Here is a 21,145-nt window from a genome sequence, read left to right on the forward strand (position 1 = left end):
GCAGCGGCGTGGGCCCGCTGGTCAGCGGTGTGATGGAGACACATGACTTCCCACTTGGCGATCTCGACGCGTTAGCGGGGCGGGGCAGCTCCGTCGCCTGCGCCTGGGGAGATCCGCCTGGCGAGCGCCGAAACTCCAGACCGGTGGTGTTCTTTCAGGCCTTAAATGAGGGCTCACGTTGCAACCGACCGTGGGGCGGCTGGTTGTCAGGTTTCACCCCGAAACATCCCGCCCAGGAAAGATCATGACAAAGATTAGCTTTTTCTGCGTGTTGGGTCTGCTCGCAAGCAGCCCAGCCTTAGCCCAAGGCTTGCCCGCCCCTGGGCAGTCCGGCGCGACAGGAGTTGTGATCCAAAGACAACCTAACACCACCGGAAATGATCGTGACATAGTTATAGCCCCCGGCCCCACAGGAGCGAGCACAATAACGACCGACTCCGCGGCCGGCGGCAATGCGGGCCATCCCGAGCGGGCGGTCCCGAACGGAAGCGCCAACGGGGGCGGCAGTCGGTAGTCTTCTACCCACGTTTGCTGGGATAGAGCGGAGACGGCGAGCGGCAACTGGCCAGGCCGCTCCGCCTCGGTGACGAAGCGCACCTTCTCCTCGCGTGTGAAGCGGCGGCGCTCCGGCCCGGTTCTCGGCACGCACCAGGCGGGGGAACGACAAGAGGTCGGAGCGGGCAGCGTCGGTTGCAGACAGCAGCTCGGCCTCGCTCAGCGGTTTGGCACCAGGGATATCCCTGAGGCGTCGGGAGGGGGCGAGCGATCGACGAGGAGTAGGCGACACGGACTTCGAAGTTCAAGGCAGGGACATTCAGACCCGGGGCTCGAGCGCAGGCAGCTCTCTGAACCGATGTGAACCCAGCCTTCCGAACAGCATACCGGCCCGTGGCGTCATCGAAGGCCACATCGTGAGGCCTGACACACGTCCGATCGAAGACCCCGCCGAAACATCGAAGATCAAGCTTGCCAGACAGGGGGCATCCATACACGCCCCTGGCGGCGATGTTCTTCGCGGGCTTCCTGCTGCTGCTCCTGCTCGAGGGAATGATCGGCTAGGCTGGATCCGGAATGCTGGCCGCGGGCGAAACCAAGTCCCTCCCGGACGAGGCCCACATCCTCCTCGTCGAGGACGACGACGGCATGCGCGTGCTCGTCAGCCGCATCCTGCGGGAGAGCGGCTTCCGGGTCACGGGCTGCCGCGGCGGCGCCGAGATGTGGTCGCTCCTGCCCGACACGCCGGTTGACCTCGTCCTCCTCGACGTCATGCTGCCGGGCGCGTCCGGGTTCGACCTGCTCAGGGCCCTGCGGGCGAAGGGCACCGTCCCGGTCATCATGCTGAGCGCCCGCAACGAGGAGGCAGACCGGGTGCTCGGCCTGGAACTGGGCGCCGACGACTACGTCGCCAAGCCGTTCGGGCGCCCGGAACTCCTCGCCCGGATCCGGGCGGTGCTCCGCCGGTCGGCCCTCGCGCCGGTGCCGAGCGCGGCGTCGCGGCCGGAATCCCTCGCCTTCGCCGGCTGGCGGCTCGACCTGCGCAGCCGCGCCCTGACCGATCCCGAAGGCGCCGCCGTCGACCTGTCGGGCGCCGAGCACGACCTGCTGCTGGTGTTCCTGGAACACCCGGGCCGGGTGCTCGGCCGCGAGCAGATCCTGGAGATGGGCCGCGGGCGGCTCGCCGCGCCGTCGGACCGCAGCGTCGACACGCTGGTCAGCCGGCTGCGGCGCAAGCTCGAACCGCCCGCGGGGACGGCCCCCGTCATCAAGACGGTGCGGGGCTCCGGCTACATGCTGACCGCCAAGGTCGAGCGGGCATGAGGAGCCTCCTCGGCCTCGCCCGCAGCCTGGAGGGGCGCACCGTCGTCGTCCTGCTCCTGGCCGTGCTCCTCGTCCATGGCGGTGCGCTGGCGATCTACCGCCTCTCGGCGGCGGCCGCGGCCGACGAGGCCTTCGCCACCGAGGTCGCCCGCCAGCTCGTCATCGCACGCGAGGCCGTGTCGCGACGCCCGCCGGAGGAGCGGGCCGACGAGGCCAAGGCCCTCTCGTCGAAGCATTTCGAGGTCGGCTGGGAGCGGGGCCCGCCCGCCGAAGCCGTCGGGACCGACGCGGCGCTGCGCGACCTGCGCGACCGCGTCCTGGAGGCCGAACCCGTGCTCGGCCCAGGGCTGGCGCTCGCCCTGGGCGCGCCGGACGAGCCGCTGCGCCAGCGGGACCTCCGCGGCGCCTTCCCGCTCCCGGACGGCGACTACCTGACCTTCCGCTCTGCCCATGCGCCGGGCCTCGCCCGCCTAGGGCCGTGGGCCTTCCTCGCGACGGCGGTGGCCATCCTGGTCGGTGTCGCAGCCGTGGTCGTGGTGCACCGCATCGCCGGGCCCCTGCGCGAGTTGACCCGCGCCACAGAGCGGATCGGACGGAGGGCGGTCGTGCCGGTGCCGGAGGTCGGGCCGGACGAGACGCGCGGGATCGGGCGCGCCCTGAACGCGATGCAGGCGCGCATCCACGGCCTCGTGGCGGAGCGGACGCAGGCGCTGGCGGCGGTCTCGCACGACCTGAGAACGCCCATCGCCAGGCTGCGCCTGCGCCTCGACCGGGTCGAGGACGCCGACGAGCGCCGCGCGATGGCGGCGGACCTCGACGAGATGCAGGCCATGGTCGAGGCCACCCTGGCGTACGTGCGCGGCGGCGATGACCCGGAGGCGCGGCAGATCGCCAACGTCGCGAGCCTCCTGATGGCGGTGGCGGACACCTCGACGGACGCCGGCCAGGATGTAGCGTATGCCGGCCCCGGCCGGGCGCTGGCGGAGGTGCGGCCGGTCGCCCTCCGGCGGGCGTTGGAGAACCTCGTCGACAACGGCGTGCGTTACGGCGGCCGCGTGCGCATCGCCCTGGGCTTCAACGACGCCGCCCTCGTGGTCCATGTCGACGACGACGGCCCCGGCATCCCGCCGGGGGACGTCGCCCGGGCGTTCGAGCCGTTCGTGCGGCTGGCGGCGTCGCGGAACCGGAACACCGGCGGGACCGGCTTGGGGCTGACCATCGCGAGGCGGGCGGTCGAGGCCGAGGGCGGCCGCCTCGGCCTGTCGAACCGGCCCGGGGGAGGCCTGCGGGCCGAGATCCGCCTGCCCGGGACGGGGGGGCGCGGCCGCGGCGGCGTCCCCCCGGCCGACCCTCAGCGCGCGGTCGCCGGCGCGTCGGGGTGCGCGTCCGGCTGCGCCGAACGCTCGTTGGACACGTAGGCGCTGCCTGGGAGTGCCAGAGTCAGGAGGAAGGTGGCCGCCGCCAGTGCCGCGGAGAGCGCGGCAGGCACGAGGAAGGCGTCGGGCCCGAGCAGCCTCTGCAGGAAGCCGCCCGCGACCGCACCCGAGGTCAGGGCCGCCCAGAGCGGCGCCTGGAGCCAGAAGGAGGGCGGGGGCTCGTGCAGGATCATGTTCGCGAGCCCGGTCCCGAAACGCACGACCGTGCCCGTGACGTAGGTCAGCGCCAGGCTTCGGCCGCCCTCGTCCTGCAGCGTCGCGTTGAGGATGCCCAACGCCAGGACGACCGGGTACGCGTGCAGCGGGAACGCTTCCGGCCCCTCTGGCAGGAAATTGCCGATGGACAGCAGCACGGCCTGGACGCCAAGTAGGACCGACAGGCGCCACCGGCCGGCCCAAGCCGCCAGCAGCGTCCCGGCGAAGGCGCCGAAGCAGAACAGCGAGATGGTGCTGCCGAAGCGCATGGCTCCCGACCAGTCGAACCCGCTGGCCGCGACCCCGAAGCGGGTTGTGTTCCCGCTCATGAACGACATGAACAGCTGCGAGTGCTCGAGGAACCCGATCGAGTCCGCGGCGCCCGCCAGCGCAGCCAGCGCGATGGCGAGCGGCACGCGCGTCGCGGGGCTCGATGGGAAGGATTTGTCCATTTGTGACCTATGCTCTTCGGGGGGCTTCCAGCCGCGCTCGGTCGCGCCGAGGGCCCCCTGGATTAAGCTCGCCCCTTGGCCGGGGCTTTTCCGGACGGTGACGAAGTGTGTCGACGCAATCGTCCGGGCGGCGGACCGAACCCGATGCCCATGCGCAGGGCGGACACACTTCGTCACGAACGCGACGACCGACAGACATACGGGCCGTCTATCTCGGGTCCTGAAGCGGTCGATTCGGCCGCGGACCGAACAGGAGATGGACCCATGAAGAGGACGCTCGCCGCCGCTCTCGCCGCGACGCTCGCGGCGGCCGCGATGCCCGCGCTCGCGATCGACGGGCACGGAAACGCGGCGAACCCCGAGCGCGCGGTCCCGAACACCGGCGGCGTCTCCGGTGGACCCGCCCACCGCGACGATCCGCGGGTCCGTGAGTCGCAGGAGAGGCGGCCTGACGGCACGCCGGCGCACGGCGCCAACGACGGCCACGCCCACGGGCACAGCCAGGACGCTACCGGCAAGAGGTGACAGCCGCGCGGGCGGTGGGAGCGAAGGGTGGAGATGACGTCATGCGACTGCTGCCCCTCCTCGTCGTCTTCGCGGTTCTCGCTGCGGGCATCGGCTACGCGCTCGCTTGAGCCGACTCGCGCGACAAAGGGTTCACGGTGTGTAGTCTGCCCCTTAAGCACGCCGTGGAACGCCCGCCCCGACGCGAGTCGGGGCGGGTACGTCGGGGTGCCCGGACACCCTCGCCCCGGCCGGCGCCCTGGATGGCGACGGCTTGCGGTGAAATCCTCGAATCGGTCATAGGGGCGGTGATGCCAGCGACGCGGAGCCATAGGTCCTTCGGGGCGATCACGGGGTGGTGGGCGACCGCCGCGCGTGCGCTTGCACTGGTCCTAGCGCGCGTCGTCGCGGCGCCGACCGCCGGACTGGCCGCCGACCTAGCGTAACACCAGGGTCATCAGGGGCACGGTCACATGGAGCTCGCGGTGGCGTCGGAGGGGGCCGGCCAGCGAGAAGGCCGTCGACCCCGGGGGTGCATTGCCGCTGCCATGGCGCCGTCAATCCGCATGGGCCGACTGCGGCCACGCCGGACTTGGCCTGGCACCTGAGCTTCGCGCGGCTGACCGCGTCCGTCCGCTCGGTCTTTCCGGGCCGCCTGACGAGACCTCCGCGCGCCTGAGTCGACGCTGCCTCGGGCGCGCCCGCGTCGAGCTGACTGCTTCCGGAGCGTCGCCGCATGTCACCCAGCATGAACGACCGCGCCGTCCGTGACCGCGCACGGTCTCGGCCGAGCGTGGTCCGCGAACGAGGTGTCTCACTCAACCATCGGGCGCAGGAGATGCAGGCCGCGATTAACTCTTCACTAACTATGATCGCTAACTATTCATTGAGACATTGCGGGTTCGGCCTCCGATCCCCTGCTCGGTTCTCGGGAGAGCGTGGATGGCAAAGGCCGAAGGCATCATGGGGTCTGCCGTCGCGGCGGCAGGCCTGCGGGTGCAGCAGGGCCGCCTGCGGGTCATGACCGAGAATCTCGCCAATGCAAACAGCACCGCGAGCACGCCCGGCGGCGACCCCTACCGGCGCAGGATCGCGGTATTCGAGCCGGTCGGGGCTGACGCAGAGCCGATCGGTCGCGTCGTGCACGACACCAGCCCGTTCCGCTCGATCTCAAGTCCCGGTCATCCCGCTGCCGACGAGCAGGGCAATCTGAAGCTGCCAAACGTCAACCCTGCCACGGAGATGGCCGGGTTGCGCGCAGCGATGGGGGCCTACGAGGCGAACCTGAGGGTGATCGCAACCCTCGACGATCTCAACAGCCGCACAATCGACCTGCTGACGGTCTGAGTTCCGTCACCCCTTCGAGATATTTTTACCGTTCGACAGGGACTGCGCGAGATCGGCCCGGCGACGGCGTTTGTCGGCGAGGGCGTGCAGCACCGCCCTCCATACTGGCTCGGGCTGCTCGGGGTCGAGAAGCTCGCCCTCGCTCAGCGGCGGCACGACCTCATGACTTGGCCCGTCGAGCGGAACCAGGGTACGCCCGGCTGCCTGGCGCAGCACCTCGACCGCGGCGATCAGTGAGCCCGTGTGGGCGCGCATTTTCGCCACCTCCTCCGGTGAAACGCCGAGGTGCTCGCCCAGAAGCGCGTGGCGCAAGCCGAGGATCCCCGCCGCGACTGCTTGATCGGTCGCGTGGCCAGGCACGGCTTCGACGGCCAGATCGCATTCCGTATCCAGACCCATCGAGCGGTTGTTCAGGTTGGATGAGCCGATTTTGAGCAGGCGGTCGTCGACGATCAGCACCTTGGCATGCACGTAGATCGGCTGCCCGGCTGCGGTCACGGGACGGTAGATGCGGAAGCGGCCGAAGCGGTCCGCGGAGCGGATGTGCGCCAGCGCCCGGTCCCGTCCCCGTCCCATGGCCGCTTCCTCAAGCCAACCCATGGCACGGTCGGGATTGATCACGACGATCTCGGGCCCGTCCGGCTCCCGCAGACGGGCTGCCATGGCCTCGGCGATACAGCGTGCGGCAAAGTACTGGCTCTCGATGTAGATCGTGTCGCGCGCTGCCGCGATGGCGGCGAGGTAGAGTTGTTCGATCTCATGCACGTCCGGGCGGCCGTGATAGGCCGGCGCGGTCCGGGCAATTCCCACCTCCACGTCGCGCAGAAGCGGCCTCAGCCCGTCGGGCCACGGATCTTGCGCCGGTGGACCGGGCGGCGCGATCCGCTCGCCGGTGGCGTGATGCCAGCGCTCGCGCGCAAGGGCACCGAGGGCTGCGGCGGCGGCGCCGTCGACTGCGACCGTGGCGTCGTGGAAAGGCGCGTAGCCGTGTCCCGACGGACGCACCCGGCGCGCGTCCTGGTCGGCATGGTCGCGGGTGTCCCAGCGGTCGTCGGTCATGTCGATGCCGCCGCAGAAGGCGAGCGCGTCGTCGATCACGACGATCTTCTGGTGATGCGAGGCCCCGGGCGGGTGGGCGCTGTCGAGCCGGAACCGGAAGCCGCGGGCCCGCATCCAGTTCAGGAGGTAGAGCGGCGTCGTGCCGCGCGCCAGCGTGCCGAGGACCCCCAGGTTCCACTGCAGCACGCGGATGCTCAGCTCCGGTCGACGCCGGCCGAGTTCGGACAGGAACGGGCCGAGTTCCTCCGGCAGGCCCGGCAGCGGGTGGTCGGGGTCGAGCTTGATGCGGGTGTCGAACTCCCAGCCGATGAACAGGACCGCGTGGCGGGCGCGTAGGAGGGCGCTGCGCAGATGCGCGAAGTAGGCGGCGGCATCCACGATCGGGGCAAAGCGCGTCGCCCGCTCGATCCGCCAGCAGGTCAGGCCGGACTGCAGCAACGTCGGTGTGCCCAAGACGGGTGCCGTATGGGATGGATGATGCATCGGTGCGTTCAACTCCCAGGCAACGCTCGATCCCTGGCGTCCGGCGACGAAGCGCCGGCGCCCTTTCGAGCGTCCGCGTGTGAACCCGCCTCCACTTGGTGCGTTCCCGATCCGAGCTGTGGGAGTGCTCAGCCGCCACGCAAGATTGCTTCCCGAGGAGGATCCGCTGGTCGATTGGATTGTGACCGCGATCGAGCGGACCGGCTACCTCGGCGTCTTCCTGCTGATGTTGATCGACAACATCTTCCCGCCGATCCCCTCCGAGGTGATCATGCCGCTGGCAGGTTTTGCCGCGGCGCGCGGCCAGCTCAGCCTCGTCGGCGTGTTCCTCGCCGGCACCGCCGGGTCGCTCTGCGGCGCGCTGCTCTGGTACGGCGTGGGGTGCTGGCTCGGACGCGAGCGCCTGCGGCGCTTCACGGCCCGGCACGGGCGCTGGCTGACCCTGAGCCCGGCGGAGGTTGATCGGGCCGGTACCTGGTTCGCCCAGCGCGGCGGCGTCACCGTCCTGGTCGGTCGCGTCATCCCGGGCGTGCGCAGCCTGATCTCGGTGCCGGCCGGGGTTGCCGGCATGCCGCTCACGCCCTTTCTGGCCTACTCGGCGCTCGGCACGGTCGTCTGGACCGGGCTGCTGACGGGGGCCGGCTACGGGCTTGGCGAGAACTACCGTCTCGTGGGCCGCTTCGTCGAGCCGATCGGCAACGGCGTGCTGATCCTGGCTATGCTGCTCTACCTCTACCGCGTCGCCACCTTCGAGCGCGGGAGCGATGCCCGGGGCTGAGGCACGGCAAGCCCTTGCCGGGGCCGGCAAGGGGCGAGTTGCAGAAGCGCGGACGAGCGAGCCGTAACGTTCTGCGGAGGAGTGTGGGTGAGACGCTTTCTGATCCTGGTCGCCCTTGCGGTCACGGCGACCCTTCCGGCCGTCATCCTGCGTTTGGGCGGCTGGCAGCCGAGCCCCTTTGTCGATGTCGCCGCCTTCGGCATCGCCATCCTGGCCGCGGGCTTCCTGCTGTCCTGGGGAGCGGAGACGGCCGAGCAGCACATCTCGCAAGGCCTCATCCTGGCAGCCGTCGCCCTGGTGACTGTGCTGCCGGAATATGCGATCGACATCTACTACGCCTACATGGCTGGCGCCTCCGGCCCAAACTCGCAGTACGTCCAGTACGCGGCCGCCAACATGACGGGCGCCAATCGGCTGCTCGTCGGCCTGGCTTGGCCCCTGATGGTGTTCCTGCACTGGATGAAGGACCGACACCGCTCGATCGACCTCGCGCCCGGCAACGCCGTCGAGGTCGGGTTCCTGCTGCTTGCCAGCCTGTACGCTTTCGTGATCGTGCTCAAGCGCAGCATCTCGCTGCTCGATTTCGTCGTGCTCATCGCGATCTTCGGCGCCTATGTCTGGCGCGCGCGCAATCTGCAGAAAAGCGACAACCCGGAGGAGGCGGAGGAGCCGGGGCCGGCCGCGGCGCTGAACACGCTCTCTCCCGGCCTGCAATGGACCGCCATGGTTGGCCTCGTGGCCGTGGCCGGCGGCGTCATCCTGGTCTCGGCCGAGCCCTTCGCCGAGGCGATGGTGAGCACGGGCCGCCTCATCGGACTCAACGAGTTCCTGCTGATCCAGTGGCTGGCGCCCCTGGCCAGCGAGGCGCCGGCGATCACGGTGGCGGTGCTGTTCGTGCGCGCCAATCGTGCCGGCGACGGGCTGATCGCCATGATTAGCGACAAAATCAACCAGTGGACGCTGCTCGTCGGCATGCTGCCGCTCGCCCTGAGCATCGGCGCGGGCGCGATCAGCCCCTTGCCGCTCGATGCGCGCCAAGGCGAGGAGTTCTTCCTGACAGCTGCCCAGTCGCTGCTCGGCATCGCGCTCCTGCTGCGCCTGCGCCTCGGGCTCTGGTCCGCGCTGGCGCTGGCCGCGCTGTTCACCGTCCAGGTCGGGCTGGCCTTCGTCTACCGCAACGACGAGGCACGTACGATCGCGACGCTGACCTGGTTGGCCTGGGCCTACCTCGGGCTGGCCGGCCTTCTGTTCCTGATCGATGGGCGGCGGCTGTTTACCCTTCTGCGCGGTGCCGTCATGGGCGATTTTTCGAAGCTCGAGCCGCCCGGGAGCGAAGGCGACTCGGACGTGCAGCGGAGCGAGCGAGAAGCCAGTTCCATCGCGGGCTGACCCGGTACGATCCGGGCGGAGCGCAGGCCCCGCCCGGGTCTGTCATGCCTTACTTGTTCGGCATGATCTTTCCGTCGGCCCCAACCCTGATCTCCTGCGACTGGCTGCCGGTCACCACCGTGATCTTGTACTGCACACTGTCGGCCGCGCGCTCGACCTCCGCCTCGGCCGCTTTGCCGCCCGCCTTCTGCTCGGCGGTCGCGACCGCCTGCTTCAGGCTCGCGGGGGCATTCTGTACGTCGGAGGGCTTCAGACGGATGAAGTAGCTCTCGATCGGGTGGTTGTCGCTCTTGATCACCTGACCCGAATTGGCGTCGATGTGGTGATCGGTGAGCTTGCCGTCGCTGCCGAGCACCTTGATCTCGTAATACGATTTGCCGCCCTCATTCTCGAAGTCCGCCTCGATCGCGCGGCCCGGCCCCTTGCTCTCGGCCGTGTCGAGAGCCTGGGCGAGCGAGACCTTCGCGGCCTGTAGGCCCTCGTGCTCGCGCTCCTTGTGACCGGTGGTGCCGTGGGCGGGTTGCGCAGCGCCCGGAGGTGTGGCGGCAGGAGCGGGCGCCTGAGGCGCCGGACCCGTCTGGGCCGCGGCCAAGCCGGTCAGGACGAGAAGCGGTGCGAGAGAAAGGGCAAATCGGGACATGGCGTCTCCTGTGGCTCAGTGGACAGCCGCAAAGCTGTGCCGCCTCAACGCAGGAGGGACAGGGCGGTTCGCAACCGCGGCTCTCCCGTGCGATGATGAAGCGAAATCCGGCTTGGCGGTACCGTACACCGGGCTACGCGTTCAGGTTCGGCTCCGGTGCCCGGAGCGGATGTTCGGGACGGCTGTGACCGCGACCAGGGGCAACGGAACTGCGACAAGCCGAGCTGGTGAGGACGGTTCATCCGCGAGAATACAGATGCCGAACATCAACTACGCCTTCGTCGCCGGTCTCATCATGCTCGCTTCGGGCGCACCCGGAGCACAGGGCGCGCGCGCTCAACCGCTGGATGCCTATGAGGCTGCGAACGGCTTCCGTGGCTCAGATGTCGCGTCTGTGATCACCCGCATCGTCGAGCGTCAGTTGCTGGCAATCCCGGGGGTGCGTTCTGTCCACGACCTGCATGTGCGCTCGATCACCTCCGGCATCGACACCATGAGCGCCCACGTCGTCGTAGCCGACATGGCCGAGGCCGCGCGCATCCTCAAAGCGGTGCAGCAGATCATGGCGGCCGAGTTCAACACGCGCCACGTCACCGTGCAGGTCGAGAACGAGGTTCTGCAGGAAGAGGAGAAGCTGCGAAAGACCTGAGCGCGTGCGAAAGCCGCCTGCTCGGCCCTATGAAAACGACATCGGATGGCCGATCTGCTCGGCTGCTGTCCCGTGTTCCGAGAGCGTCCATTGCCGCAAACCTTCATGCTCGACTGGCCGGCAGTAGCAGAAAACGGCGCACTCCCATTTCGGACGGCATGATCAACGAGGGAGCGATGCGGAAAGGCTTGCTCTATACCTGCCTCGGAGCATCGCTGCCATTCCTATCCAGCTGTGGCGGCGCGGCGCTGCCCGGTATTCAGCTTGGCTTGGGCGACAGCGGCAGTACGTTTGGCTTCGACTCGCTACCTTTCGAGATCCGGCGTGCGGACGACAGCGTCCTTACGGGTCACGCGTCCGTCCGCCTCTTGCGCCTCGCCTTTTTCACTCGCAACGCGAAGGGATTGGTCGCGTGCAGCGGCGGATCTACGCTCGATCTCAAGGGCTCGCCTGTACCTGTGAGCGTAGACTGTACCGGTAGCGGCATCCTGTAAGGGACCGTGACGACGGCGCGCGCTGATCGCGGTGAGGGTACCTTCACCGAGCCGTCCAGACGTATCGCTACGTTCCGCTACGGTGCACTGCTCGCATCGACTGCGGGCGACTGAAGGAGCCTGTGAGAGGATCGCAAGCGATGGAAATGTGGACTCGACCGCTATCATAGGGATGTCGTTGCCACTGACGGATCGGAGTTCATGTTAGATCACCACCACGACCACGGCGGCCAGCACGACCATGCGGACCACCCTCACGGACACGGGGCAGGTCATAGTCATGCGCCTGCCGACTTTGGCAAGGCGTTCGCCATCGGCGTGGTCCTGAACGTCACCATCGTTCTCATTCAAGCTGTTTACGGCTATCTCAGCAACTCCATGGCATTGTTGGCGGATGCCGCCCACAATTTTTCAGATGTGTTGGGCCTACTCGTCGCTTGGTCGGCAGCAATCCTCGGCAAGCGCGCGCCGACGGCGCGCTTCACGTATGGTTTGAAGGGGACATCCATTCTCGCTGCGCTCTTCAACGCCGTCTTCCTTCTCGTGACGATTGGGGCCTTGAGCTGGGAAGCAGTGCAGCGCCTGTTCCACCCCGAACCCGTCGCCGGCAAGACCGTCATGATCGTAGCTACGGCAGCCTTGGTCCTCAACGGCTTCACGGCGTGGCTGTTCGCGTCGGGACGAAAGGGCGATCTCAACATCAGAGGCGCCTTTCTGCACATGGCAGCGGATGCTGGCGTTTCAGCCGGTGTCGTCGTTGCCGGATTGGTAATTCTGCTGACGGGCTGGCTCTGGCTTGATCCCGTGGTCAGCCTCGTCATCAACGCGGTCATTGTCTGGGGAACCTGGGGCCTTCTGCGTGACAGCGTGACGATGTCGCTGGCAGCCGTTCCCCCCGGCATCGAGCTCTCCACTATCCGTGACTATCTCGCCTCCCGGACCGGCGTGAGGGAGTTGCACGATCTCCACGTCTGGCCCTTGAGCACAACGGAGACAGCGCTCACAGCTCACCTTATCATGCCGGATGGCTATCCGGGCGACCAGTATTTGATACAAATAGGTCGATAACTCCAAGAAAAGTTCGCGATCAATCACACAACATTACAAGTCGAAACTGATGAGTCATCGGTCTGTCCTCTTAATCGGTCCGGGGCGGCCTAGGTACAAGCCCGTGCTTTCCCATATCGATCCTGCTGAGATCGGGCAGGCCGGAAAGGACCAACTGTGCTGAAGAGAGGCGGCAACAGAATAGCCACGCGTAAACCTCGCTCCCTCCAGCGGGTCAGTCGTTTGGTCCGGCTGCAGGCGATGATTTTGTCTGCTCTGGCCCGTTGCATCAAGGGCACGGTCGTGTGGGGTCTCCGAACCGGCCTATTCGGGATCGCACCTGCCATGATCGGGTTGCGTGTCACCTGGAGGCTGCGACGACGCGTTGTAGGCCTTTTCGCGGTCCGCCGCGGAAGCCGTTCGGCGCTGGCCGATCAGAACTCGGTACCCTCCATGTCTGAAGAGCGCCTCGCCGCAGCACGCCTGCGCATAGCACAACTCAACTATGTAAGGATAACCCACATTATTTCCAAGTTTGCTCTTCTGAGCCTGTTTGCAGTTTTGTCGAAGCCGGAGACGGCAGCCAAGACCCTTGCAAGCTTGCTTTTCATGTCTGCATTTCTGAGCGCTGTGCTTGCCTTGCATTCCCGAGCGAGACTTACGTCTTCTGTTCTGAGTTGCTGGGACGAGACGGCATTTTTCCTGTTATTCGCGTTAATCGTTCGCAGCATGACCGTCGCGCACGCGATTTAGGTTATTTATCTATGGATATTTATTCGGCGCAGCAAAACATCACGTGCTTGAATATCTTCAGACGCTCGATCCGACCTGCTACTGGGCTCGTTGATCAGGGTATTGTGATCGCGCCGAGCCAGCACGTCCAGGTTCTGCTGCAGGCCGGTGTACCGCCCTCAATTTCCGAGAGATCGATCTGAAGCCTATGCGGTCAAGGTTGTGGGTAGAAGTTGCACGATGCGGATAGCGGGTGGCGATAACCTGCACCTCGGGCGAGCGCGCCGGCTCGACCGCACCCGGCCGCACGATCATCGAATCGTCCGAAGCCGGACCTATCCGCCACGCTCCTGCGTTAAAGCCCGGATCCTCTGCAACGCGCGGGTAAATCATGGCGATCGATGTCCAGTCCGAACTGCGTCGCCCCTTAACCTTAAGTCTAGCCGTCGTGGCGGCCGTTCTTTTAGTCTGGCTGGTCATCGTCACTGCCGTGCATGCCAAGCACCGCCGAGCTTTCGAGCGGAGCATCAGCTCGCTCCAGGCGGAGCAGGTCAACCTGCAGAACGAGCTGGCTCAGCAGCGACTGACCACTGGCACCTTGTCGACCTTGCAGGCCAGGATCGCGACGGCAGAACAGCAGGGGCGTCAAGCCACTCAGGACGTCGAGCAGCTGCAAGCCCGGCTCGCGACGCTGCGCCAGGATCAGGAGGCAGCCGAGCGGAAGACGAGTGCAGCAACTGAAGAGCAGCAGGCGCAGATACAGCGCCTCAGCGATCTGCAGGCTCAGATTCAGGAGGCCGAGCAGAAGATTGCGCCATTGCGTGAGGTCGCGGACAAAGCCGATCAGGCTGCCAAGACCCGTACCCAAGATCTGGCGAATGTCGGAGCGCGGCTGGAGGAAGCACGCGAGCAGGAGGCCTTGCTACGGGGCAGCCTCGCAACCCTGATGCAGGAGAGCGCGGTCAAGTCGGCGGAACTCGCCCAGGCCGAGCAGAGCCAGCAGACGGCTCGCGAGGGGTCAGCAGCCGCGCAGAAGGCGCTTTCGGACGCGAAGGCCGAGATTGAGAAGGCATCCAGGCAACGCGCTGACCTCGAGCAAGTGATCAGTAGCTTGAGCGCCGACCGGACTAAGCTGACGGCCGATATCGATCAATCAAGCCAGCAGCTTCAACAGGCTCGGAACAGTCTCACATCTGCGCAGAAGGATGTGGCCACCGCTCAGGCGGACCGCGACCGTGTCGCCGTTGAGCGCAGTCAAACTGAGGCTGCGGTCAAGAAGCTTCAGGACACTCGGGACAGGTTGAGCACGGAAATAGAAGCTCTGCAGAACCGGCAGGCTGACGCGCAGGCCCAACTGTCCACGCTTAGCGACAGCATGGCTCGACGAAACACGGAACTAGCGGATCTTGACAAGCAGATACACTCAGTCCGCCAGGAGCTGGCAGATGTTCAAAGCCAGCTGGCAGGTCGTCGCAAGCAGCTCTCCGAAGAGCCTGCTCCTATAACGCCACCAGAGCATCAGGCGGCTGAACCGAAGCCACAATGAGTGTAACCGTCAGGCCGAGATACGTTCGCTGACGGCTTATCAACGGGTACCGAAGTCTGGTCCTCCTTCATGCGGAGAGCGCCAGGCCACGACGCCGTTTTCCCCTCGTTCTCGGGTCTCTTAGTATCATGCATGTTGAACCGGTCAGCGACGCGGTCGTCATCAAGGTCGCGCCTCGCTCGGCCTGCACGCGCTGATCGGGATGGTAAATGCCGTCGCAGCGCCACCACGGGCTGACGGCGAGGACGCCGCAGATCCGCTCCACCAGAGCCGACCCTCTTGAATAGGATTAAGCAGATGCCTCCCGGCTGACCTGTTCAGCGGCATCTTGCACGGCGCGCGCCCAGTGCGGACAGGTGTGTGACTTGAGATCAGCTCGGTGCCTTCGTTCCTGAACGTGCTGGCAGCGTCGCACGAACGCGTCCGTCCACACCGCGGCCGCCGCAAGCCCATCTTCCGCCTGCGGGTGGATCTCGAAGTCCGAGAGTCCGCACACGGGGCATACGATTGATCCCATGAGAGCCTCCACTCACACCTCGACCTCGGTGCCGACCTCCATCACCTGACGGGCCGGCACGCAAAAGTAGCTCGCCGTCTCCTCGGCATTGCGCTGCATCAGTGCGAAGATCTCCTCGCGCCAACCCGCCATACCGGGATGCTTCTCAGAGGCGACGACCGTCTCGTGGCTGATGAAGTAGCTCAGGCGGTCCACGTCGACGCCCGGCAGCCTGCCGTCCTCTCCCGCCCGCCTCAAGGCGCGCGGGACGTGCACGGTGTCCATGAAGCCGAAGCGCAGGATGACCCGCGTGACATCCTGAGCGATCGGCACCACCGCGACCTGCTCGGCCTCGGAGGCATGCGGCACGTCCAGGGTCTGCACCGTGATCAGCAGCACGCGCTCGTGCAGCACCTCAAGGTGGCGCACGAAATTCATCAGCGGCAATGGCATGCCATCTTCGGCCGAGGTCAAGAACGCCCCTGTGCCCGGGATGCGCGGCAGATGCTTGGCTTCGGCCCGACGCAGGAATTCTTCCTCAGGCATGCGCAGCTGCACCCGAGCCGCTTCCACAAGCTGCGTACCGCGCCGCCACGTCAGCATCAGGAAGGCCACGCCCGCCGCCAACAGCAGCGGAAACCAGCCACCCTCGAACAGCTTCAGCGTGTTGGCGCTGAAGAAGGTCAGATCCACGAGCAGGAAGGCGCCATTGACGGCGAGCACGAGGGCGAGGTTGAAGCCCCAGTGCACGGCGATCAGCGCCGCCAAGACGGTGGTGATCACCATCAGCAATGACACCGCGATACCGTAGGCGCCCGCGAGCGCGTCCGACGAGCCGAAGGCCAGCACAGCGCCCAGCGTCGCGATCGCCAAGAGCCAGTTGACGATCGGCACGTAGATCTGCCCGGCTTCCTCGCCGGAGGTGTGGACGATGCGCATGCGCGGGAAGAAGCCAAGCTTGATCGCCTGCTCGGTCAAGGAGAACGCACCGGAGATGATGGCTTGGGAGGCGATCACCGTGGCGAGCGTGGCGAACGCCACGAGCAGGTAGTGGATCCAGCCCGGCGCGAGCTGGAAGAACGGGTTGTCGACCGCCTCCGGGTTCGAGAGCAGCAGCGCGCCCTGGCCGAGGTAGTTCAGCACGAGGGCGGGCAGCACGATCGTGAACCACGCCATACGGATCGGTGCGCGCCCGAAATGGCCGAGATCGGCGTACATCGCCTCGCCGCCCGTGACCGCCAGGAAGGCCGCACCCAGCATGGCGAAGCTGACCGGCAGATGCGCGGTGACTAGGTAATGGACGGCGTGGAACGGGTTCAGAGCCGCCAGGATCTCTGGGTTCTGTCGGATGCCGGCCGCGCCAACGACCGCGATGGTGGCAAACCACAGCAGCATGACGGGTCCGAACAGGCGCCCGATGAAGCCGGTTCCCTTCCGCTGGACCGAGAACAGACCGATCAGGATGACGACGGTGGCCGGCACCACGAAGGGCGTCACGCCGGGGGCATCGACCTTCAAGCCCTCGACGGCCGAGAGCACCGAGATGGCCGGGGTGATCGCTCCGTCGCCGTAGAGCAGCGCGGCGCCGATCAGGCCGACGACGAGCAAGAGGGCGCGCCAAGAGCGGGGAGGTGCGTGCCGGGCACCGAGCAGGGCGAGCATGGCCACGATGCCGCCCTCGCCATGATTGTCCGCGCGCAGGATTAAGATGGCATACTTAAGCGCGACGATGAGGAACAGCGACCAGAGAATGAGGGAGACGGAGCCGAGCACCGCGTCTTGCTGGAGGGGGCCACTTGCGGCTGCGACCTTGACGGTCTCCTTGAGCGCATAGAGCGGACTGGTGCCGATATCGCCGTAGACGATGCCGAGTGCGCCCAGGGACAGAGCGACGGAGGCGGTTCGTGCCGGGAGCTGTGCTTCGTTTGCCTGGATCGCGACAGCCACCGGTTGAACTCCGCTCACGACGAGCCGAGCGCGACGGGCGCTGCGCTTGAGGGCTCTCCTGGGTTCAGACGCCTGGAGAGCCGAAATAGATCCGCGCGATCGGCGGCGGATATGCCCCAATGTCCGCACAGCTCTCCAGCCGTCAGATCGGGAAAGGAGAAGTTGGTGTTTTAGGCCCTTGGACCGATCATCTCAGAAAGAGAATTTGAGTCTATTACCTGCTCTGTTATCTATTCAAAATTTTTAAGAGGTTGCCGGGGAGGGACTGCGAGCCGGCCGGTTAAGTACATCGCTGTCGATGAACTAGGCCGGATTTTGTAATGTTGGATAACGCTGTGCGCTCGCCCCCAAGCTTATCGGATGAGCTGAACCTCGACGCCGACTGCGCCGGCAACCTCGGCCAACCAGGCGTTGGCGGTGAGCGCGACCGCGGTCGTGCGGGCGGCCAGCGCGAGGCAGAGCCGGTCCCCGATCCCGGGTCCCTTAGACAAGATCAGCGGCTTGAGCAGGGCCGCGCGAACAGCCAGGTCGTCGACCGGCGTAAGAGGGTACACGAGGCCATCCCGTAGCGCCCGCACCGTTGCCTCATCGGCCCCGTTGCGCACCATCCATCCGGCGACCTCGCCGAAGCTCACGCTCGTCATCGTAGTGGTCCCAGTAAAGGCTTGACGCACCTGCTCCCAGCCAAGCTCCTGGCGGCAGATAGGTGAGCAGCGCCGAGGCATCGAGGACGCTACGCGTCACGAACAAGCTCCGCCGTGATTGCGCTCACCTGATCTTGCGTGCCTACCGATGTCTCCTCTTCCGGACCGGCCTCCGCGCGGCGAGCCACGAGGAAGGCGGCGACCGAGGCGTCGTCACCGGCCAGGTATGAAGAAGCCTGGGCCTGCAGCGCCGCCATGGCTGTGGCGACAGAACGAACCCGCAGCTCACCGTCCACCAGGGTCAGCACGACCGGACCTCCGTAATCCAGATCGAGAGCCCTGCGAGCCTGAGCAGGGATGATCAGGCGACCAACTAAGTCGATCTTGGAAAGTGTGGTGCTCAGGACGTGATACCTCGCTGTGCACGATGTGATCGGCCTTCCATCATGAGCTGGTATGGTCAGCACTCAGTATCTACCATAAATCGGCATAATGGCATTCTCGTCGGATCCACCATGGTTCTCATCCGCAAGGGCATGGCCGGAACCGACCGGTTTCGGCCATGTCATTCGCGGCTGGCCGTAACATAGCCTTGCGGCGGTTTCGGCCATGCTCTAGTTTCGGCCATCGTTTCCGGCCGGATCGCGACCATGCCCCGCACCTTCGCCTACCTGCGCGTGTCCACTCTCGGACAGACCACCGACAATCAGCGCCAGGAGATCGCCGCCGCGGGTTTCCAGGTCGAACCACAGCGGGTGATCACCGAGACGGTCTCGGGCAGCGTCGCCACCGACCAGCGCAAGGGCTTCGTCCGCCTGCTCGACCGGCTCGAGCGCGGCGACGTCCTGGTCGTGACCAAGCTCGATCGGCTCGGCCGCAACGCCATGGACGTCGGCGGTACGATCAAGCGGCTCGACGCCCTCGGCGTGCGCGTGCACTGCCTCGCACTCGGCGGCGTCGACCTGACCAGCTCGACCGGCAAGCTGACGATGGGCGTGATCAACGCGGTCGCCGAGTTCGAGCGCGATCTCTTGATCGAGCGCACCCAGGCGGGGCTTGCCCGGGCGCGGGCCGAGGGCAAGACGGTCGGCCGGCCGGCGAGCCTGACGCCGGAGCGGCGGCGAGAGGCCGAACGGCTCCTACGCGACGGCCGGAGCGCCTCGGCTGTGGCGCGCGAGCTCAAGGTCAGCCGGGCCACGATCCGACGCGTGCAGGCGGCGCTGCGCGCGCATGAGTCCCAGGGACAATCCGGCTGAGGGAATGATCGGATGGTCGGCTGTCCGCTTCGGTGGCATACTGGCTGCGGCTGCGGCAGAGGGTTCAGGCCATGCGCGAGCCGACGTCTGAGAGCGTGCGCGAGATGATGCTCGCTCTGATGAGTGCCGCGCTCACGCAGATCGTCGCCATGAACGCGCGGGCGGACGAGCTGGCCCGGGCTGCACACGAGGACATCGACCCTTGTTTCGCCGCCGCGATGCAGGAGCACGCCCGCCGCTATCGCGTCGAGGTTTTGGAGCTGCAGGGTCGGCTGGCGACGCTGAGCGGCGACTACACCCGGCGCTTCCACGCGGAGATCTGAACCGTGCTGTCTTCTGATGAGGATGAGAACTCCAACCCTTCAGGATCCCAAACCTACCGGCGGCTTCGTGAGATCGCCGATCTGCTCGGCAAGCCCGTAGGGACGTTCCTCGGGTCGAAGCCTGACGAGGATGTCGCGCTGCTCGAGCTGCTGCGCTTGTGGGGCACGATCACCGATCCCGTGGGTCGGCGGCGCGTTCTCGACCTCGCGCGCCAAGAGGCGAAGTGCAGCAACTACGAGGACGATAGCTGAACCCGGTCGGCGGTCATACCATAGCATTGGAGGACCGGTTCGATACTTGTCCCGATAGCTGTCATTCTGGGGGAATGATGAGGCTGCAGGAGCAGGCCGCCCGTGGAAAAATCAGTGCTATGTACGGGCGTCTTGATACTGCCTCGCGGCCAATCCTCTGCAACGTTTAAGATGGCTTCCCGTTGTTGCGCGGGCTGCTACAGCGCAGCCTGACGTGCGGGGTTCGCCGATGACATCCTCGAAGCTTGATCGCACCCCGCCGAGCCGGGAGCAAACGAACGCTCTCATATGGACGGTAGGGCTGGCCACCGCTCTTCTCGGCGTCGTGGCTCTGCCGCGGCGTGGAGCCCGTACAAGCTCCGCCGAACTCCCGCGGCGCGGAGACGATCAGGCTGAAGCGGCACGGAAGCCTTCCCCGTCTCACACCGGCACCGCGGCTCAGGAGATGGCGCGCACGCAGGCCGACCGCGGCCGACGAGCATCGAAGCCGACCGAGATCCCCGCCAAGGGCTGGAAGGACATCGCTCTACGTACCTATCACGACATCGGCGAGAACCGGCTGTCGCTGATCGCGGCGGGCGTCACCTTCTTCACGCTGCTGGCGATCTTCCCGGCGGTAGCGGCTCTCGTGTCCTGCTACGGGCTCATCGCCGACGCCGCGACCATCAACGAACAGCTCGCCAGCCTTCAAGGCATCCTGCCCCAGGGGGCCATCGAGATCATCGGCGACCAGGTCAAGCGGCTCAACGAGAATGGCAACACCACCCTCGGCCTCAGCCTGATCATCGGTGTCGCCCTGTCGGTCTGGAGCGCCAACGGCGGCGTGAAGCACGTCTTCGACGCGCTCAACCTCGTCTACAATGAGCGCGAAAAGCGCAATTTCTTCGTGCTCAACCTCATCTCCCTCGGCTTCACCGCGGGCGCGCTGCTGTTCCTCGCTCTAGCGCTGTCGGCGATCGTGGTCCTGCCGGTGGTGCTCGCGTATGTCGGCATCGGCAAGGAAGCATCGTGGCTGAACCTGCTTCGCTGGCCTGTGCTCCTGCTCGCCGTGCTCGGTGGCTTGGCGGTCCTCTACCGCTACGGGCCCAGCCGGGACGCGCCGCGCTGGCGCTGGGTCACGCCCGGGGGCGCCCTGGCGGCCGTGTTCTGGCTCGTCGCCTCGGCCCTGTTCTCCTGGTACGTCGACCATTTCGGCAGCTACAACAAGACCTACGGCTCGCTCGGGGCGGCGATCGGCTTCATGACCTGGATCTGGCTCTCGACCATGATCGTGCTGGTCGGCGCCCAGGTGAACGCCGAGATGGAGCACCAGACCGCCGAGGACACCACCGTCGGCAAACCGCACCCCCTGGGCGCGCGCCGGGCCCGCATGGCCGACACGGTCGCTGTTGCTGAGAACGATTAGCCTCGACGCAGGCCGTCGGGCAGCGAGCCGCGGAACGGAGCACGCCGTTGCACTCGGCTCTGCCAACCGCAATCCGTCGCCGTGAACGCCCCACTCGTGCCGGGATCCAGCCCAGACGCGCGGGCTGTTTGGCGGCCTATTCCGAGGCTCACGGCAGCGCGCCAGGCTCGCGGCAAGGTCCAAAAACGCTGCAGAGTCAGGATGCGCCCGCCGCGAGCATAGCAGTGATCCTCAAGCTGCCTTTCCCACGTAA

General features: G+C 66.7%; 19 protein-coding genes and 1 pseudogene. 14 read left to right on the plus strand and 6 right to left on the minus strand.

All coding sequences use genetic code 11. The annotated features are described in order from the left end of the window. Positions 1-1,071: 1,071 nt before the first annotated feature. Together LGR69_RS30315 and LGR69_RS30320 are read left to right on the plus strand one after the other, a co-directional pair. Positions 1,072-1,818, plus strand: a complete 747-nt coding sequence (locus tag LGR69_RS30315; protein WP_122163140.1) for a response regulator transcription factor — start codon at positions 1,072-1,074, stop codon at positions 1,816-1,818. After that, positions 1,815-3,236, plus strand: a complete 1,422-nt coding sequence (locus tag LGR69_RS30320) for an ATP-binding protein (protein ID WP_230368361.1) — start codon at positions 1,815-1,817, stop codon at positions 3,234-3,236. The genes LGR69_RS30315 and LGR69_RS30320 overlap by 4 nt, the downstream gene beginning before the upstream one ends. Here LGR69_RS30320 and LGR69_RS30325 read toward each other — a convergent pair. Further along, on the minus strand, positions 3,170-3,901 hold the full coding sequence (locus tag LGR69_RS30325; protein ID WP_230368363.1) for a YoaK family protein: 732 nt from the start codon (positions 3,899-3,901) through the stop codon (positions 3,170-3,172). The genes LGR69_RS30320 and LGR69_RS30325 overlap by 67 nt on opposite strands. 264 nt (positions 3,902-4,165) lie before the next feature. Here LGR69_RS30325 and LGR69_RS30330 point away from each other — a divergent pair, with 264 nt between their 5' ends. Further along, the gene (locus LGR69_RS30330) at positions 4,166-4,426 is read left to right on the plus strand and encodes a hypothetical protein (RefSeq protein WP_230368364.1); all 261 of its coding nucleotides are present in this window, start codon (positions 4,166-4,168) and stop codon (positions 4,424-4,426) included. Positions 4,427-5,347: 921 nt separating this feature from the next. Beyond that, entirely contained in the window at positions 5,348-5,752 is a 405-nt protein-coding gene (locus LGR69_RS30335) for a flagellar basal body rod C-terminal domain-containing protein (RefSeq protein ID WP_230368366.1), read from the plus strand. Positions 5,753-5,758: 6 nt separating this feature from the next. On the opposite strand, the gene LGR69_RS30340 is transcribed toward LGR69_RS30335, so the two are convergent. Further along, on the minus strand, positions 5,759-7,264 hold the full coding sequence (locus tag LGR69_RS30340) for a phospholipase D-like domain-containing protein (protein WP_230368367.1): 1,506 nt from the start codon (positions 7,262-7,264) through the stop codon (positions 5,759-5,761). A gap of 154 nt (positions 7,265-7,418) precedes the next feature. On the opposite strand from LGR69_RS30340, the gene LGR69_RS30345 reads away from it, so the two are divergent. After that, positions 7,419-8,072 carry a DedA family protein gene (locus tag LGR69_RS30345; RefSeq protein ID WP_230368369.1) on the plus strand — a complete coding sequence of 218 codons (654 nt, stop codon included), beginning with the start codon at positions 7,419-7,421 and terminating at the stop codon, positions 8,070-8,072. Between the two features lie 153 nt (positions 8,073-8,225). Further along, entirely contained in the window at positions 8,226-9,461 is a 1,236-nt protein-coding gene (locus tag LGR69_RS30350; protein ID WP_230368370.1) for a sodium:proton exchanger, read from the plus strand. A gap of 49 nt (positions 9,462-9,510) precedes the next feature. Here LGR69_RS30350 and LGR69_RS30355 read toward each other — a convergent pair whose 3' ends face one another. After that, a complete protein-coding gene (locus LGR69_RS30355; protein WP_053622010.1) occupies positions 9,511-10,101 on the minus strand; it encodes a PepSY domain-containing protein in 591 nt (196 codons plus the stop codon). 256 nt (positions 10,102-10,357) lie between these two features. Here LGR69_RS30355 and LGR69_RS30360 point away from each other — a divergent pair, with 256 nt between their 5' ends. The 4 genes and pseudogenes from LGR69_RS30360 (at position 10,358) to LGR69_RS30375 (ending at position 14,569) form a co-directional block, all read left to right on the plus strand. Further along, positions 10,358-10,750 carry a cation transporter dimerization domain-containing protein gene (locus tag LGR69_RS30360; protein ID WP_053611568.1) on the plus strand — a complete coding sequence of 131 codons (393 nt, stop codon included), beginning with the start codon at positions 10,358-10,360 and terminating at the stop codon, positions 10,748-10,750. 695 nt (positions 10,751-11,445) lie between these two features. After that, positions 11,446-12,405: pseudogene (locus tag LGR69_RS30365) on the plus strand (cation diffusion facilitator family transporter). Between the two features lie 231 nt (positions 12,406-12,636). After that, the gene (locus tag LGR69_RS30370) at positions 12,637-13,044 is read left to right on the plus strand and encodes a hypothetical protein (RefSeq protein WP_142583737.1); all 408 of its coding nucleotides are present in this window, start codon (positions 12,637-12,639) and stop codon (positions 13,042-13,044) included. Between the two features lie 370 nt (positions 13,045-13,414). Next, the gene (locus tag LGR69_RS30375) at positions 13,415-14,569 is read left to right on the plus strand and encodes a coiled-coil domain-containing protein (protein WP_053622009.1); all 1,155 of its coding nucleotides are present in this window, start codon (positions 13,415-13,417) and stop codon (positions 14,567-14,569) included. Positions 14,570-15,098: 529 nt separating this feature from the next. Here the strand turns inward: LGR69_RS30375 and LGR69_RS30380 are convergent. The 3 genes from LGR69_RS30380 to LGR69_RS30390 form a co-directional block, all read right to left on the minus strand. Next, positions 15,099-16,952: a potassium transporter Kup gene (locus LGR69_RS30380; protein ID WP_053622022.1), complete on the minus strand. Its 1,854-nt coding sequence runs from the start codon at positions 16,950-16,952 to the stop codon at positions 15,099-15,101. A 413-nt stretch (positions 16,953-17,365) separates the two neighbouring features. Further along, the gene (locus LGR69_RS30385) at positions 17,366-17,656 is read right to left on the minus strand and encodes a PIN domain-containing protein (protein ID WP_053611565.1); all 291 of its coding nucleotides are present in this window, start codon (positions 17,654-17,656) and stop codon (positions 17,366-17,368) included. Positions 17,657-17,745: 89 nt separating this feature from the next. Further along, the gene (locus tag LGR69_RS30390) at positions 17,746-17,964 is read right to left on the minus strand and encodes a hypothetical protein (protein WP_053611564.1); all 219 of its coding nucleotides are present in this window, start codon (positions 17,962-17,964) and stop codon (positions 17,746-17,748) included. 342 nt (positions 17,965-18,306) lie between these two features. Between LGR69_RS30390 and LGR69_RS30395 the strand changes: the two genes are divergently transcribed. The 4 genes from LGR69_RS30395 (at position 18,307) to LGR69_RS30410 (ending at position 20,892) form a co-directional block, all read left to right on the plus strand. Next, the gene (locus LGR69_RS30395) at positions 18,307-18,912 is read left to right on the plus strand and encodes a recombinase family protein (RefSeq protein ID WP_053622443.1); all 606 of its coding nucleotides are present in this window, start codon (positions 18,307-18,309) and stop codon (positions 18,910-18,912) included. A 71-nt stretch (positions 18,913-18,983) separates the two neighbouring features. Further along, complete coding sequence (locus tag LGR69_RS30400) at positions 18,984-19,235, plus strand: hypothetical protein (RefSeq protein WP_142586139.1); 252 nt, start codon at positions 18,984-18,986, stop codon at positions 19,233-19,235. A 3-nt stretch (positions 19,236-19,238) separates the two neighbouring features. Further along, the gene (locus LGR69_RS30405) at positions 19,239-19,487 is read left to right on the plus strand and encodes a hypothetical protein (protein WP_053611204.1); all 249 of its coding nucleotides are present in this window, start codon (positions 19,239-19,241) and stop codon (positions 19,485-19,487) included. A gap of 229 nt (positions 19,488-19,716) precedes the next feature. Further along, positions 19,717-20,892, plus strand: coding sequence for a YihY/virulence factor BrkB family protein (locus LGR69_RS30410; protein WP_053611205.1), 1,176 nt, complete (start codon positions 19,717-19,719; stop codon positions 20,890-20,892). Positions 20,893-21,145 lie beyond the last annotated feature (253 nt).

This window comes from Methylobacterium brachiatum, from assembly GCF_020523825.1.
Classification (GTDB): domain Bacteria; phylum Pseudomonadota; class Alphaproteobacteria; order Rhizobiales; family Beijerinckiaceae; genus Methylobacterium; species Methylobacterium brachiatum.